The following is a 13,002-nucleotide window of genomic DNA, read 5'->3' as shown; positions in this document are numbered from 1 at the left end:
CCCCGGTTGACTGGGTGTCACCCGGGGGCGCGTCACCTGACCGCGGTCGGCTAGCGGAGGCCGGTCGGCTTGGCGTTGGGGGCCGCGGCGGCGAACTTCTTGAACGCGGTCTTGGTGCCCGATCCGGCGACACCGTCGATCGCGCCGCGGTAGCCGTAGCCCTTCTTCAGCAGACGCTGCAGCGCCTTCACCGTGTTCTTGCCGGGCTTTCCGTCGATCGCACCGGCGTAGCCGTGGTACCTCTTGAGGGCCTTCTGGAACGACTTCCAGCTGCCGTCGCCGAGCTTCCCGTCGATCGCACCCCTGTAACCGTGGTGCTTCTTCAGCCAGACCTGGACCCGCTTCGCCTGCGTGGCGGTCAGGCCGAAGTTGTTCGTCGCGAGCGTGCCGGCGTCCACGGAAACCGCCGCCTGCTTCGCGACCGGCTCGGACGCCGCGAAGCCGGTACCCGCGCTCGCCAGGCTCCCGGCGGCGATGCCGACGACGGTGACGGCGCTGACGAGCGTCCTGGTCAGGATGCTTGACCGCATGTGCTTCCCCGTTCAACTCAGTGGTCGTTCGTTGACACGGATGAGTTTCCGGGGGCACGCACGGGAGCGGTACCTGAATAGTTACAGGGAGCGGATGAAGACGGCCCAGGTGTCGGTGGGGAACTGGAGTGTGGGGCCGTCCGGGTCCTTGGAGTCGCGGACGGGGGTGACGCCGGGGAGTGCGACGGCCCTGAGCAGATCGTACCTACGGCGCTGCCCCGCGAAGTTGGCCTCAGTCCACACCGGTGGAGGCGCATCGGGGAAGGTCATGATCACGGCCCCAGAGCTCTGCCCGCTTCAGCCGCGCACGGACACGCTGCTCGATCTCCTCAAGCGCCGGTGACGAGTCCGCGTATTGCATGAGAACCCGCATGTACGCCTCGGTCTGGAGAAGACCAGGGATGAGGTCGGGTGCCCACTCCCCGTCCGTCCCCAGCCGCTCATCCGCATGCCGGGCGAAGTCCATCGGCATCCCCCGCTCGCCCCGCTCGATCTGGCTCAGGAACGAGATCCCCCTGAAGCTCCCCTCCACCAACTGCTCCAGCTTCAGCCCCGCTTGCTCCCTCTTGAAGCGCAACTCGGCGCCGTAGAAGCAGGGAACGCTGGTCGACGCGTCAGGGCCCTTCTTCGCGGGCACAACCCACCACCGAAGAACGCACACGGAGGCGTACCTCCATGCCCGACACCCACCTCGAAGAACTCCGCACCGCCCTGGAAGCGAACGGCATCACGCTCCCTTCCCTCGGTGTCGGCCTGCCCTCCTTCACCGCGCTGCCCGCACGCCCCCTCATCGCGCTCGGGAACTGCACTCTCGCCACGGCCGAAGCGCTGGCCGCCGCCCTCCGCAGGGCAGCCGAACGATGACCGAACCGCTCGTCCTCGAACTGCTCGCCCTCCCCAAGGCGTAACCGGAGGTACGCCGAGCCGTCCGCGACCACCTCGGCGCGCCCTGCCCCGAAGTCCAGCTCTGTGCAAGCGAGTTACTGAGGAACGTGATCACCCGCGTCGGCGAGGCCGAGCCTCCGGTTCCGGGACCCTAGGTCCAGAAGACGGTTCCCCGCTCGCCGCTCACCGCCAGGACCGAAGAGTCCGGAGAGAACGCCACGGCGAAGACCGGGTCGTTGCATCCGGTGAGCGGCTCGCCCACGGGTGCCAGGGTGTCCCGGTCCCACAACTGGACGAAGCCGTCGTCGCCGCCGGCGACAGCGAGGAGACGACCGTCCGGGGAGAACGCCACGGCGAAGACCGGACCGGTGCGTGGGAGGGGATCGCCCACCGGCTTGCCGCTGTGTGGATCCCACAGCCGCAAGGCGTCGGGTCCACCGGTGGCGAGCAGACCGCCGTCGGGAGAGAACGCCACCCAGTAGGTTCCGTCCCCACTGCGGGTCAGGAGCTCACTGCTCGCCGGTCGGTTTGCCGTGTCCCACAGCCGCACCGCGCCGGGGCCGCCCATCGCAAGGAGGCGACCGTCCGGCGAGAACGCCACCGAATTGACCGCGTCGTAGTGACTGAGACGTTCGCCGACCGGGGTGTGCGTGGCCGGGTCCCCCAGCCGCACTCCGTGTCTGTCGCCGCTGGCCAGCAGGGCGCCGTCCGGCGAGAACGCCAGGGCGTGGACGGTGCCGTGGTGGGGGATCGGGTCGCCGACCGGCGTGCGGGTGCAGGCGTCCCACAGCTGGACCATCCCGTCGGCGCCGCTTGCCAGGAGCCGACCGTCCGGAGAGAACGCCAACGACGAGACGGTGCCGCTGTGTCCGATCATCGGGTCTGCGATCGGGCGACGGGTGGCCAGGTCCCACAGCAGCACGCCTTCGGCACCGCCGGTCGCGAACAAGGCACCGTCCGGAGCGAACGCCACGGCTCGCACCAGGAAGTACGTGTCGTCGAGCAACCCGATACTCGCCGCGGATCCACGGTGCATCGCGCCCACCACCATCCGCGCGGCGAGCGAGGAGGGCGCCGCCGCGGGGCGTGCCGGTCGGCTGCCGGTCGCCCGCCGCCAGAGCCGAACCCTGCCGTTCTTGCTGCCGGCGGCGAGTCGACGGCCGTCCGCGGAGAACGTCACCGAGACGACTGCGGGGTCGTCAGCGGAGTAGTCCGCGATGAGAGGGTCGCCGATCGGAGTGTGGGTTCCCGGGTCCCACAGCCGCACGGTGCCGTCGTCGACACCGACCGCGAGGTGTCCGTGTGGAGAGAACGCCACCGAGAAGACCGGGCTCTTGTGCTCCAGGGGTTCGCCGACTGTCTCACCGGTCGCCACGTCCCACAGCCATACGGTGTGGTCACTGCCGCCGACGGCGAGGAGACGTCCGTCCGGGGAGAAGGCGACCGAGGAGACCGTGCCTTCGCGTCCGACGAGGGGTTCTCCGACCATGGCGAAGGTCGATGCGTCCCACAGCCTCACGATGCCATCGTTACCGCCGGTGGCGAGTAGGCGACCGCCCGGGTTGAACTCGATCGAGGACACCGCGTCGTTATGCGCGTCGAAGGCTTCACCGACGGGTTCTCGGGTGGCCGCGGCCCACCGGCGCATGGTGCCGTCGGCTCCCCCGGTGAGGAGATGGCGCCCGTCGGGCGAGAACGTCATGCAGCGGACCGTGCTCGCATGCATGAGCGGTTCACCGACCAGGGTGCGAGTGGCCGGGTCCCACTGGTGCACGGAACGTTTGCTGTCACCGACGGCAAGCAGGCTTCCGTCCGGCGAGAAGGCCAGCGAGAGGACCGAGGTGTAGGAGCCGGGTGCGGGGAGGGGTTCACCGACGGGGAGGAGCTTGGCCGAATCCCACAGCCGTACTCTCCCGGAAAGGCCGCTGTCCCCGCCAACTGCGATCAGGCCGCTGACCGGGGAGAACGCCACGGAACAGACCCGGCCGTGCGTGGCGAAGGGCATGCCCATCGGCACGTACCGAACGTCCCCGATGGGCGCGTCACAGTACGGGTCTTCGGCGGTTTCGCGGGGCTGGACGAAGAGCCGCTCGGTGTTCACAGGCGGCGGAGCGGATTCGGGCTCGGACTCGATCTCGGGGGCCGGACTGCTCTCGTGATCCAGCTGCGGCGGTTCGACCGGCGGCAACGGTTCCCGGGTCTGCCGGGCCGGTTCGAGTCGGGCGCGTGGGGGCCGTAGCGCGATCAGACGTTTGCCGTTCGAACGCCATTGCTCCAGAGCCTCGGAAGTGTGACGTGGCGCGGGACACTCCTGCCCGTACTGGTCCCAGGACATCAGAGTCCGCACGAGCAGCATCAACCGGTCGAGGCCGATGTATCTGCCTCTGAACGCGTCGCTCAGCGTCGCCTTGGGCAGCGATTTGCCGAACAGGTCCAGGGCACGCTCATCGATGAGGCGGTAGGACTTCTCTCCCCGGTCCGCGCGCAGCTCTCGCAGCGCCCGCCCCTGCGCCTCCAATGCCTTGTCGTACGCGTTCTCGTCGTGCTGTCCGCTCTGGCGCTCATCCATGGTGTCGGGCCCCCCTCATACGGTGCTGGGCAGGGTAGAGGGACTGCGGCCGAACGGCACCGAACTTCAGCGAACAGACCTGAACCGGGCCTCGGACGGAGGCGGTTCGGCCGAAGGCTGATCTCGAATGACTTCGTTCGACCAGCTCAAGCCATGGCACCGTGCGGGTCCACAGTCGATGCATGACGAACACCCAGAACCAGCAGTCCGCCAACGGACCCGCATCCGAACCGCCGTTCCTGTCCCTTCACACCGCCGTCGTCCTGCTCGCCGCGCTGGCGATCGGTCTCGCCATCGGCGTCCTGACAGCGTTCACCGGCGTGCCCGGTGCGGCCGCAGTCATCGCCGGACTGACCACGACCGGCGCGAGCATCCCTGTCCTGCGCTCCCTCATCCGTTGACCGTCATAACGGCGGGGTGCCACCGCCCGTACGTGGAGTGCACCACGTACGGGCGGACGTCGTGAGCGGTAGCCTTTCGTCAACTTGCGTGACGCAAGCGCGCGTTGTGAGAAGGCAGCACATCGGGGGACCCATGTCAGACGAACGGCCGACGCCGCCGCACCCTCCTGCGACCGAGGGCGCCGCGTTGCAGCAGGCCGGGGCGACTCCGCTGGGGTCCAGGGACCCGGGGCGGATCGGCCCCTACATCCCCCTCGGCCTCCTCGGCAGCGGCGGCATGGGCCATGTCTACCTCGCCCGTCCCGCCGACAACACCCCCGGCCTCGCCGCAGTCAAGGTGATCCGCCCCGAGTACGCCGAGGACGTCCGGTTCCGCAAGCGTTTCGAGCGGGAGGCCGCCGTGCACGGCCGGGTGCACACGCCGCGCACTCCCGGTCTGCTCGGCACCGGGTTCGAGGACTCGCTGCTGTGGATGGCGACGCAGTATCTGCCCGGTCTCAACCTCGCCGACGCCGTCCGCGAGTGCGGCACGCTCGGCGCCGCCGGGGTGTGGCGGCTGGTGGCGGAGCTGGGGCAGGCCCTGTCGGCGCTGTCCGCCGCCGGGGTCGTACACCGGGATCTCAAGCCGTCCAACGTGATCCTGTCGCTGCAGGGCGCGCACGTCATCGACTTCGGTATCGCACAGGCCGCCGACAGCAGCGCCATAACGACGACCGGTGCCCGGGTCGGCACACCCGCCTTCATGTCGCCCGAGTATCTGCGCGAGGGCAACTGCGACACCGCCTCCGACGTCTTCTCGCTGGCCGGGAGCCTGAGTTACGCCGCCACCGGGCACGCGCCCTTCGGGGACGGGACCGGCGTCGACGTGATGCACCGGGTCGCGTTCGAGGAACCCAAGCCGGAGATCATGGCCGAACTCGCCGCCGTGGACCCGGCTTTGGCCGCCCTCCTGACCGCCTGCCTCGCCAAGGACCCCGCCGGACGTCCCACCCCGCGCCAGCTCCTCGACGCCGCGACGGCCGCCGGTCACGGCCGCGCCGCCGCCTGGCACGAGCCGCTGGGCGCCCGGCTGCTGGCCCGGCGGCAGGCCTGCGAGGTACTGGAACAAGTCTCCGTCCAGGAGACCGTCCAACTGCGGGCGCCCACTCGGCCCGCGCCGTTCAGTGCGGCTGCGGCTGCACCCTTCGCTGCCCCCGCCTCCGGCCCCACCCCTCCCTACGGGCCGCCGACGCCGCCGGAGCCGTACGCCACGTCCGCGCAGGTACCGACGCCGGACGACGACGGCAGGCGGCGCAAGCGCAGGGTCTACCTCGCCGTCGTCGCGAGCCTCGCCGTGTGCGCCGTCGCCGCGGGCGCCTTCTTCCTCACCCGACCGTCCACCGAAGAAACGGCCTCCGCCACACCGACGACGAGCCACAGCGCCGGCCCCGGCGACGCCCAGGCCTCCTCCCCCAGCTCCTCCGCCTCGCCCTCCGGCGACAAGGACAAGGGAAAGGAGACCGCTTCGGGGGTCGGGGACAGCGACGCGTCGCAGAGCCCGAAGACATCCGGGGGCGGTGCGGGCGGCACGCAGGCCACTCCCGTCGACAAACCCTCCGCCACCTCCGACGGCGACGCGGGCGGCGACGGTGACGGCAGCGCCCCGACCCCCACCCCCACCAAGACGGCGACCAAGCCCGCCACCCCGCCGTGGATCTCGCAGTGCACGTACTACTCCGGCAGCGAACTGACCCAACGCGGCGACCGTGGACAGCGCGTCGTGCAGGTGCAGTGCATGCTGACCCAGCGCGGCTACAGCGTCGGCGGTGCGGGCGTGGACGGTGAGTTCGGCGCGGAGACCGACGCGGCGGTGCGGCAGTTCCAGGGCGCCAAGGGGCTGGAGGTCGACGGTCAGGTCGGGCCCAACACCTGGGCGGCGCTACGCAGTTCCACGTAGCGCCGCCCGGGTGTTGATGCTCCGTCAGTGGACCTCAGTGGACCGTCAGTGGAAGAAGTGACGCGTCCCCGTGAAGTACATCGTCACGCCCGCCTTCTGCGCGGCCTCGACCACCAGCTCGTCACGGACCGAACCGCCGGGCTGGACCACGGCCTTGACGCCGGCCGCGGTGAGGATCTCCAGGCCGTCGGGGAAGGGGAAGAACGCGTCCGAGGCGGCGTACGCCCCCTGCGCGCGCTCGGCACCGGCCCGCTCCACCGCCAGCTTCGCGGAGTCGACGCGGTTGACCTGGCCCATGCCGACGCCGACCGAGGCGCCGTCCTTGGCGAGCAGGATCGCGTTGGACTTGACGGCCCGGCAGGCCTTCCAGGCGAAGGCGAGCTCGGCCAGCTCCTCGGCGGAGAGCGCCTCGCCGGTCGCGAGGGTCCAGTTCGCCGGGTCGTCGCCGTCGGCCTGGAGGCGGTCGGTGACCTGGAGGAGGGCACCGCCGTCGATGGGCTTGACCTCGACGGGGTTGGCGGGCGCGGCGGGGGCCTTGAGGACGCGGATGTTCTTCTTCTTGGCCAGGGCCTCCAGCGCGCCGTCCTCGTAGTCCGGCGCGACGATGACCTCGGTGAAGATCTCGGCGACCTGCTCCGCCATCTCCTTGCTGACCGGCCGGTTCACCGCGATCACACCGCCGAACGCCGACAGCGGGTCACACGCGTGTGCCTTGCGGTGCGCCTCGGCGACGTCCGCGCCGATGGCGATACCGCAGGGGTTGGCGTGCTTGATGATCGCGACGGCCGGCTCGGCGTGGTCGTACGCGGCACGGCGGGCGGCGTCCGTGTCCGTGTAGTTGTTGTACGACATCTCCTTGCCGTGCAGCTGCTCGGCCTCGGCGAGGCCACCGGTGCCGGAGACGTAGAGCGCGGCGGGCTGGTGCGGGTTCTCGCCGTAGCGGAGGGTGTTCTCGCGCTCCCAGGTGGCGCCGAGGAAGTCGGGGAACTGGGAGTCGTCGACCGGGGCGTAGGAACTCGCGAACCAACTGGCCACCGCCACGTCGTACGCGGCCGTGTGCTGGAAGGCCTCCGCCGCGAGCCGCTTGCGGGTGGTGAGGTCGAAGCCGCCGTCGCGAACGGCCCCGAGGACGTCGGCGTAACGGGCGGGGCTGGTGACGACCGCCACGGACGGGTGGTTCTTGGCGGCGGCGCGCACCATGGACGGGCCACCGATGTCGATCTGCTCCACGCACTCGTCGGGCGAGGCGCCCGAGGCGACGGTCTCGCCGAACGGGTAGAGGTTGACGACGACGAGGTCGAACGGCGCCACGCCCAGCTCGTCCAGCTGCTGCCGGTGGCTGTCCAGGCGCAGGTCGGCGAGGATGCCCGCGTGCACGCGCGGGTGCAGCGTCTTGACGCGGCCGTCCAGGCACTCCGGGAAGCCGGTGAGCTCCTCGACCTTGGTGACGGGGACGCCGGCGGCGGCGATACGGCCGGCCGTGGAGCCGGTCGACACGAGCTCGACGCCCGCCTCGTGCAGCCCGCGCGCGAGGTCTTCGAGGCCCGTCTTGTCGTAGACGCTGACGAGCGCGCGGCGGATGACCCGCTTGGTGCTCTCGCCGCTCTCGGCCGTGACAGTGCTGTCGGCGGTCACTGGATAACTACCTTTCGTCCCTCAATGCGATAGCCGTTGCGGGCGAGCCGCCCCACGACCTCGACGAGCAGCCTTCGCTCGACTTCCTTGATGCGCTCGTGCAGAGCGCTCTCGTCGTCCTCGTCCCGGACCTCGACCACGCCCTGCGCGATGATCGGCCCGGTGTCGACGCCGTCGTCGACGAAGTGGACGGTGCAGCCGGTGACCCTGGCGCCGTACGCGAGGGCGTCGCGGACGCCGTGGGCGCCGGGAAAACTGGGGAGCAGGGCGGGGTGGGTGTTCACGAACCGCCCGCCGAAACGCGCGAGGAACTCCTTCCCCACGATCTTCATGAACCCGGCGGAGATCACGAGGTCGGGCTCGTGGGCGGAGACGGCCTCCGCGAGCGCCGCGTCCCACTCGTCCCGGCTGCCGTAGTCCTTGACCTTGCACACGAAGGTCGGCAGCCCGGCACGCTCGGCCCGCGCCAGCCCCTCGATGTCCGCACGGTCGGCGCCTACGGCCACGATCTCCGCGCCGTATGCCGCGGTGCCGACGGCGGCGATCTCGTCGAGCAGCGCCTGAAGGTTGGTGCCGGATCCGGAGACCAGCACGACCAGGCGCTTGGCACGCTCGGCCACGGGCTTGGCGGCCACGGTGGGGCCCTTTCTCGGGGGTGCGTTCTTCGTGCGGCCGGTCTGTACGTTCATACGAATGCATCGCGCCCCGGGATACGGGGAAGTCTACGAAGCAGCCGACCGTCAGCAACGATACCGGCACACCGGGCGGCCCCCATGGGACGGGGGCGTGGCCGGAAGGTAGCGTCTGCGACGAGCGGGCTCGGGAACGCGGTCGGTGTGCGGTGCGTTCACGAAGTGACAGCTCTTTCAGTTCGCTCCCAATTCACCATCGTTCGTACTCGTCACCGTTCGTACTCGTCATCGTTCGTATTCGCCATCGTGCGCATTCACCAAGGGGAAGACGCTCACTTGATGCCGGACCGCAGCCTGCGACTCCACATGCTCCCCCCGCAGTCGGTACAGGGAGGGGAGCACAACGGCATGCTGCTGCGGGAGCGCCCCGCCTCACCGCCGGACGCGCCCTCGGGCGGGCAGAACGGCGACGAGCGGGGCCGTGACGGCCAGACACAGCAGGACAACCCCTTCGCGCCGCCGCCGGAGGGCACCCCGGACCGCCCCTGGCAGCCTCGGCCGCAGGGCTCGGGGGAGGACGACGGCGACCAGTCCCCCTTGGGCAACCAGTGGAGCGACCGCCAGCCTGGCCGCTCCCCCGGCGGCTTCGGCGACCGCCCCCGAGGCGGCCAGGAGGGTCCCGGAGGCGGCAGCCCCGGCACGGGCATGCGCTGGGACCCCACCGACCCCGCTCAGCGCCGGGCCCGTTTCGCCCTGCTCTCCGGTATGTGGGCCTTCTTCTTCGCCCTGTTCAGCTGGCCGTACGTGGCCCTGCTCCTGGGCGCGCTGGCCCTCTACTGGGGCATCAGCAGCCTCCGCACCAAGCCGCGCACCCCTGAACCGAACGCCCCGGCGCCTCAGGCTTCAGGCCGCCCCCAGACGACGGCGGCGGTGAGCGGCCTCGTCACCGCGTCCCTCGCGATCGCGGTGGTGGCGGCCGGGTTCACGGCACAGATGGTGTACAGCGACTACTACACGTGCACTAATGACGCGCTGACCAACGAGGCCAAGCAGTCGTGCAATGAGCTTTTGCCGGAGCAGTTGCGAGGGGTTCTGGGGAACACGGAATGAGGCCTCGGGGGCTTTAGCCGCAAGGTGGAGGCGGCGGGGGCGAGGAATCCGTCGGCGACACCAGCTGGGCCGGGCCTCTCGCCGTTCACGACGATGCCGTCCCCTCCGACTCGCCGGGTCGCTCCGGCTCCTCGGGGGCTTCCGGCGCGTCCGAGGCCTCAGGAACATCTGGCGTGTCCGGGGCATCCGGTGCGTCCGGTGCGTCCGAGTCCTCAACGGCGTCTGACGGCTTCGACGGCTCCGGCGAGGGTGCAGGCGGCGGCTCCGGCGAAGGCGCAGGCCGGGGCTCCGACGAGGGTGCAGGCGGCGGCTCCGGTGGCGGCTCGTTGGACGGGAAGTCGTACGGCTCGAACGTGGTGTCGTGGTCGTACTCCACGTACGGGATCTCATCGTCGTCGGCATCGTCCGAAAGGCCTTGGCCGCCCTCCCCGGACCGACCGTCCTGACGCGGAACAGCCCGGTCCGGCGCCACCTCCTGGTCGTAGACCGTGCGTCCCGCCCGCGGTTCCGTCCCGGTGGACGCACCGTCACTCTCCCCCGCCCCGGAGTCCCGCGACAGCCACCCGCCGACCAACGGCAGCCTCCCCAACAACTGCCGCCCACCGCCGCCCGGGCCGCGCTCCCTCAACCCCTCCACACAGGGCCAGCCGATCAGCGCCCCCGACGCCTCACCGACCGACACCGCCGACACCGCCCGCCCCGACCGGCACCGCCACCCCCGCACAGCCACGGCCACGGGAACCGCCGTCACCAAAGCCCACCCCAGCGCCGCGCCCCCCACCTGCCACCACACCGGCCCGAACCGCGCGAGCACCCCGACCCCCAACGGCCCACCCGACAGCGCGCCCAACAGGGCGAAGACGACCCCGCAGAAGACAGAGGCCTGTACGGCAACCCCTGCGGTACGCGCACCCGACCAGACCACGACAGGCACACGCCCGGCCGCCCCAGAGTCTCGCCCACCCGGGGCCCGAGCCCCCTCGGACGCTCCCCCACCCTTGGTCCGAGCCCCGCCAGAAGCCGGCCCGCCCCCACCTGCGGCCGCCTCCTCCACACCCATGTCCCCGTCCCCGTCCCACACCGCGGCCCTCGCCACAAACCACCCCACCACCAGCCCGGCGACCACAGGCACCGCCCCGACCCCCCACCGAACCAGTCCCTCAACCCCTGCCCCGGGCACCGCCTCCAGCAGCGGAAACGGCGGCAGCAGCGACGCGGGGGCAGCGGACGTCGGCCCCACCACATGCCCCGCCCCGAGCACGAACCCCGACCCCAGGGCATACGACGCCGCCCACACCGCCGCGTTCGGCACGAGCGCCGCGCACAGCAGCAGTACCGCGAACCGTCCCGACCACCCCTCCGCCAGCTGCGAGAACGACCCCCGCGCCGCCGCGCCGTGCCACACCAGGGACGCCCCCACCAGCACCGCCCCGCCTCCTACGAGCACGGCCACCCCGGCGCCCCCGGCCCGCGCGGCCACACCGAGCCGGGCGCGCGCCGCCACCCCGGGCACCAGCCGCCGTACCCATCGCGGCAACGCGACCAGCACCCGCTCCACCGCCTCGGGCGGCTGCCCGCACGCCGTCCACACGCCCGCCCCCGCGGCGACCGTCACGACCACCGGCACCCACAGGACGGTCCACCACCAGTCGGGCCGCAGCTCACCCCGCGCCGCGAACGCCGCGGCCGCCGCCCCGACCCCGAGGTACCCGAGCACTACGCCCGCCCACACCGTGGGTCCGGGCACGAGCGGCTCCCCTTCCCCGCCGTCCGCCGCAGCGTCCCGCGCCGCCCGGTGCACCAGCAGCACCGGCAGCACGAACAGCAGCAACGGTGTGACGCCGACCGGCGCGGGGACTCCGGAAAGGGTGTCGGCGCGGACCAGTTCGGCGCCGTGCGCCAGCAGCCACAGCACGGCGGCGATCCGCAGCGCACCGCCCGGCCCGCTGTCCGGATACGGCGAACTGACCCACAGCACCATCACCAGTACGGCGAACACACCGAGCCCCAGCCCGGCCGCCACCGCCCCGCCCAGGAAGCTCACACCGAGCCCCGGCCTTCGGCCGTGCAGGTGCGTGAGCGGGGACGACGGGGGCCTGCGGCGAGCGGTCATGTCGATCACGTTCGCCATGCTCCCAACGACACGCGCTTTCCCGTCGTAACAGGCGAACCTCCGATGTGTCGCCCAATATATGTTTATGTACCTTTTCGCACGGAAGGGCGCCCGGTGACGCAGAGCTCTGCACCCCAGCTCCCCCCGCCCGAGGACCGCCGACGCCTGCGCGAGGCCGGTTCCTTGACGCAGGCTCAGGTCGCGTCAAGGGTGGGCGTCAACCGCGAGACGGTACGCGCGTGGGAGACCGGCCGTACGACTCCGCGCGGCATCAGAAGAGAGGCGTACGCACAACTGCTCGACTCCCTTGCGAAAGAGACGGCGGCTCAGGAGGGCGCGGCGGAGCGCAAGGTGACGAAGGATCGGGCCCTCACCCCCGCCCAGGCCTTCGACGCGCTCTACGCCTTCTGCGCCCCCGCCCTCGTCCGGCAGACCTACCTGCTCACCGGACGTCGCGAGCTGGCCCGCGAGTCGGTCGAGCGGGCCTTCCAGCTCGCCTGGCAGCGCTGGCCGGAGGTGGCCCGCGACCGGGACCCGGCGGGCTGGGTGCGGGCGACGGCGTACGACTTCGCCCTCTCCCCCTGGCACCGGTTCCGCCCCCGCTACCGGCACCCCGAACCCCCGCCCTCGGACGCGTCCGACCGCGCCCTGCTCGACGTACTCCTCAAACTCCCGCCACCCCAGCGCCGCACGCTTCTCCTCTACGACGGGGTGGGGCTCGACCTGCCCGAGACTGCGGCGGAGTCGGAGGCGAGCACTCCGGCGACCGCGCGGCGTCTGCTGCACGCCAGGGCCACGGTCGCCGACCGTCTGCCGGCGCTGTCCGATCCCACCGCGCTCCACGAGCGGCTGGCCGAACTGGCCTCCGCGGAACGCCTCCGCGCCGCCCGGCCCCCGACGGTGCGCAGCGGCGGCGAACGCCGGGCCCGGTTCTGGACCCGGGCCGCGATCGCGTTCACGGTGGCTCTCATCGGCACGACCGCGCTGACGCTGCGCACGGCTCCGACCCAGTACGAGCCGCCGGTGCCGCCCGGGGAGACGGTGCGGGGGGTTCCGCCGAGGCTGGCGCCGGGGCCGTTGTCGGACAGGGAGCTGGAACTGCGGGAGAAGCTGCGGGCAGCGACCGCGAGCGGCCCGGAGAGACTCGTACCGCAGACCGGCTGAACGGCAGAACAGGGACCGACCGCCGTG

The 13,002-nt window shown here is 71.6% G+C and carries 12 protein-coding genes; 5 read left to right on the top strand and 7 right to left on the bottom strand.

Annotated elements, in window-relative coordinates; genetic code table 11:
* Window positions 1-50 precede the first annotated feature (50 nt).
* The 3 genes from POF73_RS02770 to POF73_RS02760 form a co-directional block, all read right to left on the bottom strand.
* Complete coding sequence (locus POF73_RS02770; RefSeq protein ID WP_272112767.1) at window positions 51-530, bottom strand: peptidoglycan-binding protein; 480 nt, start codon at window positions 528-530, stop codon at window positions 51-53.
* 81 nt (window positions 531-611) lie between these two features.
* Window positions 612-773 carry a DUF397 domain-containing protein gene (locus POF73_RS02765; RefSeq protein ID WP_272112766.1) on the bottom strand — a complete coding sequence of 54 codons (162 nt, stop codon included), beginning with the start codon at window positions 771-773 and terminating at the stop codon, window positions 612-614.
* The gene (locus POF73_RS02760) at window positions 763-1,167 is read right to left on the bottom strand and encodes a Scr1 family TA system antitoxin-like transcriptional regulator (RefSeq protein WP_272112765.1); all 405 of its coding nucleotides are present in this window, start codon (window positions 1,165-1,167) and stop codon (window positions 763-765) included. The genes POF73_RS02765 and POF73_RS02760 overlap by 11 nt, the downstream gene beginning before the upstream one ends.
* Window positions 1,168-1,205: 38 nt before the next feature.
* Between POF73_RS02760 and POF73_RS02755 the strand changes: the two genes are divergently transcribed.
* Window positions 1,206-1,394, top strand: coding sequence for a hypothetical protein (locus POF73_RS02755; protein WP_272112764.1), 189 nt, complete (start codon window positions 1,206-1,208; stop codon window positions 1,392-1,394).
* A 172-nt stretch (window positions 1,395-1,566) separates the two neighbouring features.
* Here POF73_RS02755 and POF73_RS02750 read toward each other — a convergent pair whose 3' ends face one another.
* Complete coding sequence (locus POF73_RS02750) at window positions 1,567-3,984, bottom strand: WD40 repeat domain-containing protein (protein ID WP_272112763.1); 2,418 nt, start codon at window positions 3,982-3,984, stop codon at window positions 1,567-1,569.
* Between the two features lie 182 nt (window positions 3,985-4,166).
* Here POF73_RS02750 and POF73_RS02745 point away from each other — a divergent pair, with 182 nt between their 5' ends.
* Both POF73_RS02745 and POF73_RS02740 read left to right on the top strand, forming a co-directional pair.
* Entirely contained in the window at window positions 4,167-4,385 is a 219-nt protein-coding gene (locus POF73_RS02745; RefSeq protein ID WP_030954381.1) for a hypothetical protein, read from the top strand.
* Window positions 4,386-4,518: 133 nt separating this feature from the next.
* Window positions 4,519-6,321 carry a serine/threonine-protein kinase gene (locus tag POF73_RS02740; RefSeq protein ID WP_272112762.1) on the top strand — a complete coding sequence of 601 codons (1,803 nt, stop codon included), beginning with the start codon at window positions 4,519-4,521 and terminating at the stop codon, window positions 6,319-6,321.
* Window positions 6,322-6,366: 45 nt separating this feature from the next.
* Here the strand turns inward: POF73_RS02740 and purH are convergent, their stop codons facing one another.
* The gene (gene purH / locus POF73_RS02735) at window positions 6,367-7,956 is read right to left on the bottom strand and encodes a bifunctional phosphoribosylaminoimidazolecarboxamide formyltransferase/IMP cyclohydrolase (RefSeq protein ID WP_272112761.1); all 1,590 of its coding nucleotides are present in this window, start codon (window positions 7,954-7,956) and stop codon (window positions 6,367-6,369) included.
* Window positions 7,953-8,591, bottom strand: a complete 639-nt coding sequence (gene purN, locus POF73_RS02730) for a phosphoribosylglycinamide formyltransferase (RefSeq protein ID WP_272112906.1) — start codon at window positions 8,589-8,591, stop codon at window positions 7,953-7,955. Before purN ends, purH begins: the two co-directional genes overlap by 4 nt.
* A 336-nt stretch (window positions 8,592-8,927) precedes the next feature.
* Here purN and POF73_RS02725 point away from each other — a divergent pair, with 336 nt between their 5' ends.
* Window positions 8,928-9,698 carry a hypothetical protein gene (locus POF73_RS02725; protein ID WP_272112760.1) on the top strand — a complete coding sequence of 257 codons (771 nt, stop codon included), beginning with the start codon at window positions 8,928-8,930 and terminating at the stop codon, window positions 9,696-9,698.
* Between the two features lie 85 nt (window positions 9,699-9,783).
* Here POF73_RS02725 and POF73_RS02720 read toward each other — a convergent pair whose 3' ends face one another.
* Complete coding sequence (locus POF73_RS02720; RefSeq protein WP_272112759.1) at window positions 9,784-11,829, bottom strand: cell division protein PerM; 2,046 nt, start codon at window positions 11,827-11,829, stop codon at window positions 9,784-9,786.
* Window positions 11,830-11,925: 96 nt separating this feature from the next.
* On the opposite strand from POF73_RS02720, the gene POF73_RS02715 reads away from it, so the two are divergent.
* Window positions 11,926-12,975: a helix-turn-helix domain-containing protein gene (locus POF73_RS02715; RefSeq protein ID WP_272112758.1), complete on the top strand. Its 1,050-nt coding sequence runs from the start codon at window positions 11,926-11,928 to the stop codon at window positions 12,973-12,975.
* Window positions 12,976-13,002 lie beyond the last annotated feature (27 nt).

This window comes from Streptomyces sp. HD (assembly GCF_028369295.1).
Taxonomy (GTDB): Bacteria; Actinomycetota; Actinomycetes; order Streptomycetales; family Streptomycetaceae; genus Streptomyces.
The sequence above is the reverse complement of the archived record's forward strand: the minus strand, read 5'-3'. Positions and strand labels throughout refer to the sequence as shown.

Excerpts from the sequence above, each read along its gene's own strand:
- POF73_RS02770 (WP_272112767.1), bottom strand. The coding sequence starts at position 530 with ATGCGGTCAAGCATCCTGACCAGGACGCTCGTCAGCGCCGTCACCGTC.
- POF73_RS02755 (WP_272112764.1), top strand. The coding sequence starts at position 1,206 with ATGCCCGACACCCACCTCGAAGAACTCCGCACCGCCCTGGAAGCGAAC.
- POF73_RS02750 (WP_272112763.1), bottom strand. The coding sequence starts at position 3,984 with ATGGATGAGCGCCAGAGCGGACAGCACGACGAGAACGCGTACGACAAG.
- POF73_RS02745 (WP_030954381.1), top strand. The coding sequence starts at position 4,167 with ATGACGAACACCCAGAACCAGCAGTCCGCCAACGGACCCGCATCCGAA.
- POF73_RS02740 (WP_272112762.1), top strand. The coding sequence starts at position 4,519 with ATGTCAGACGAACGGCCGACGCCGCCGCACCCTCCTGCGACCGAGGGC.
- POF73_RS02725 (WP_272112760.1), top strand. The coding sequence starts at position 8,928 with ATGCCGGACCGCAGCCTGCGACTCCACATGCTCCCCCCGCAGTCGGTA.
- POF73_RS02720 (WP_272112759.1), bottom strand. The coding sequence starts at position 11,829 with ATGGCGAACGTGATCGACATGACCGCTCGCCGCAGGCCCCCGTCGTCC.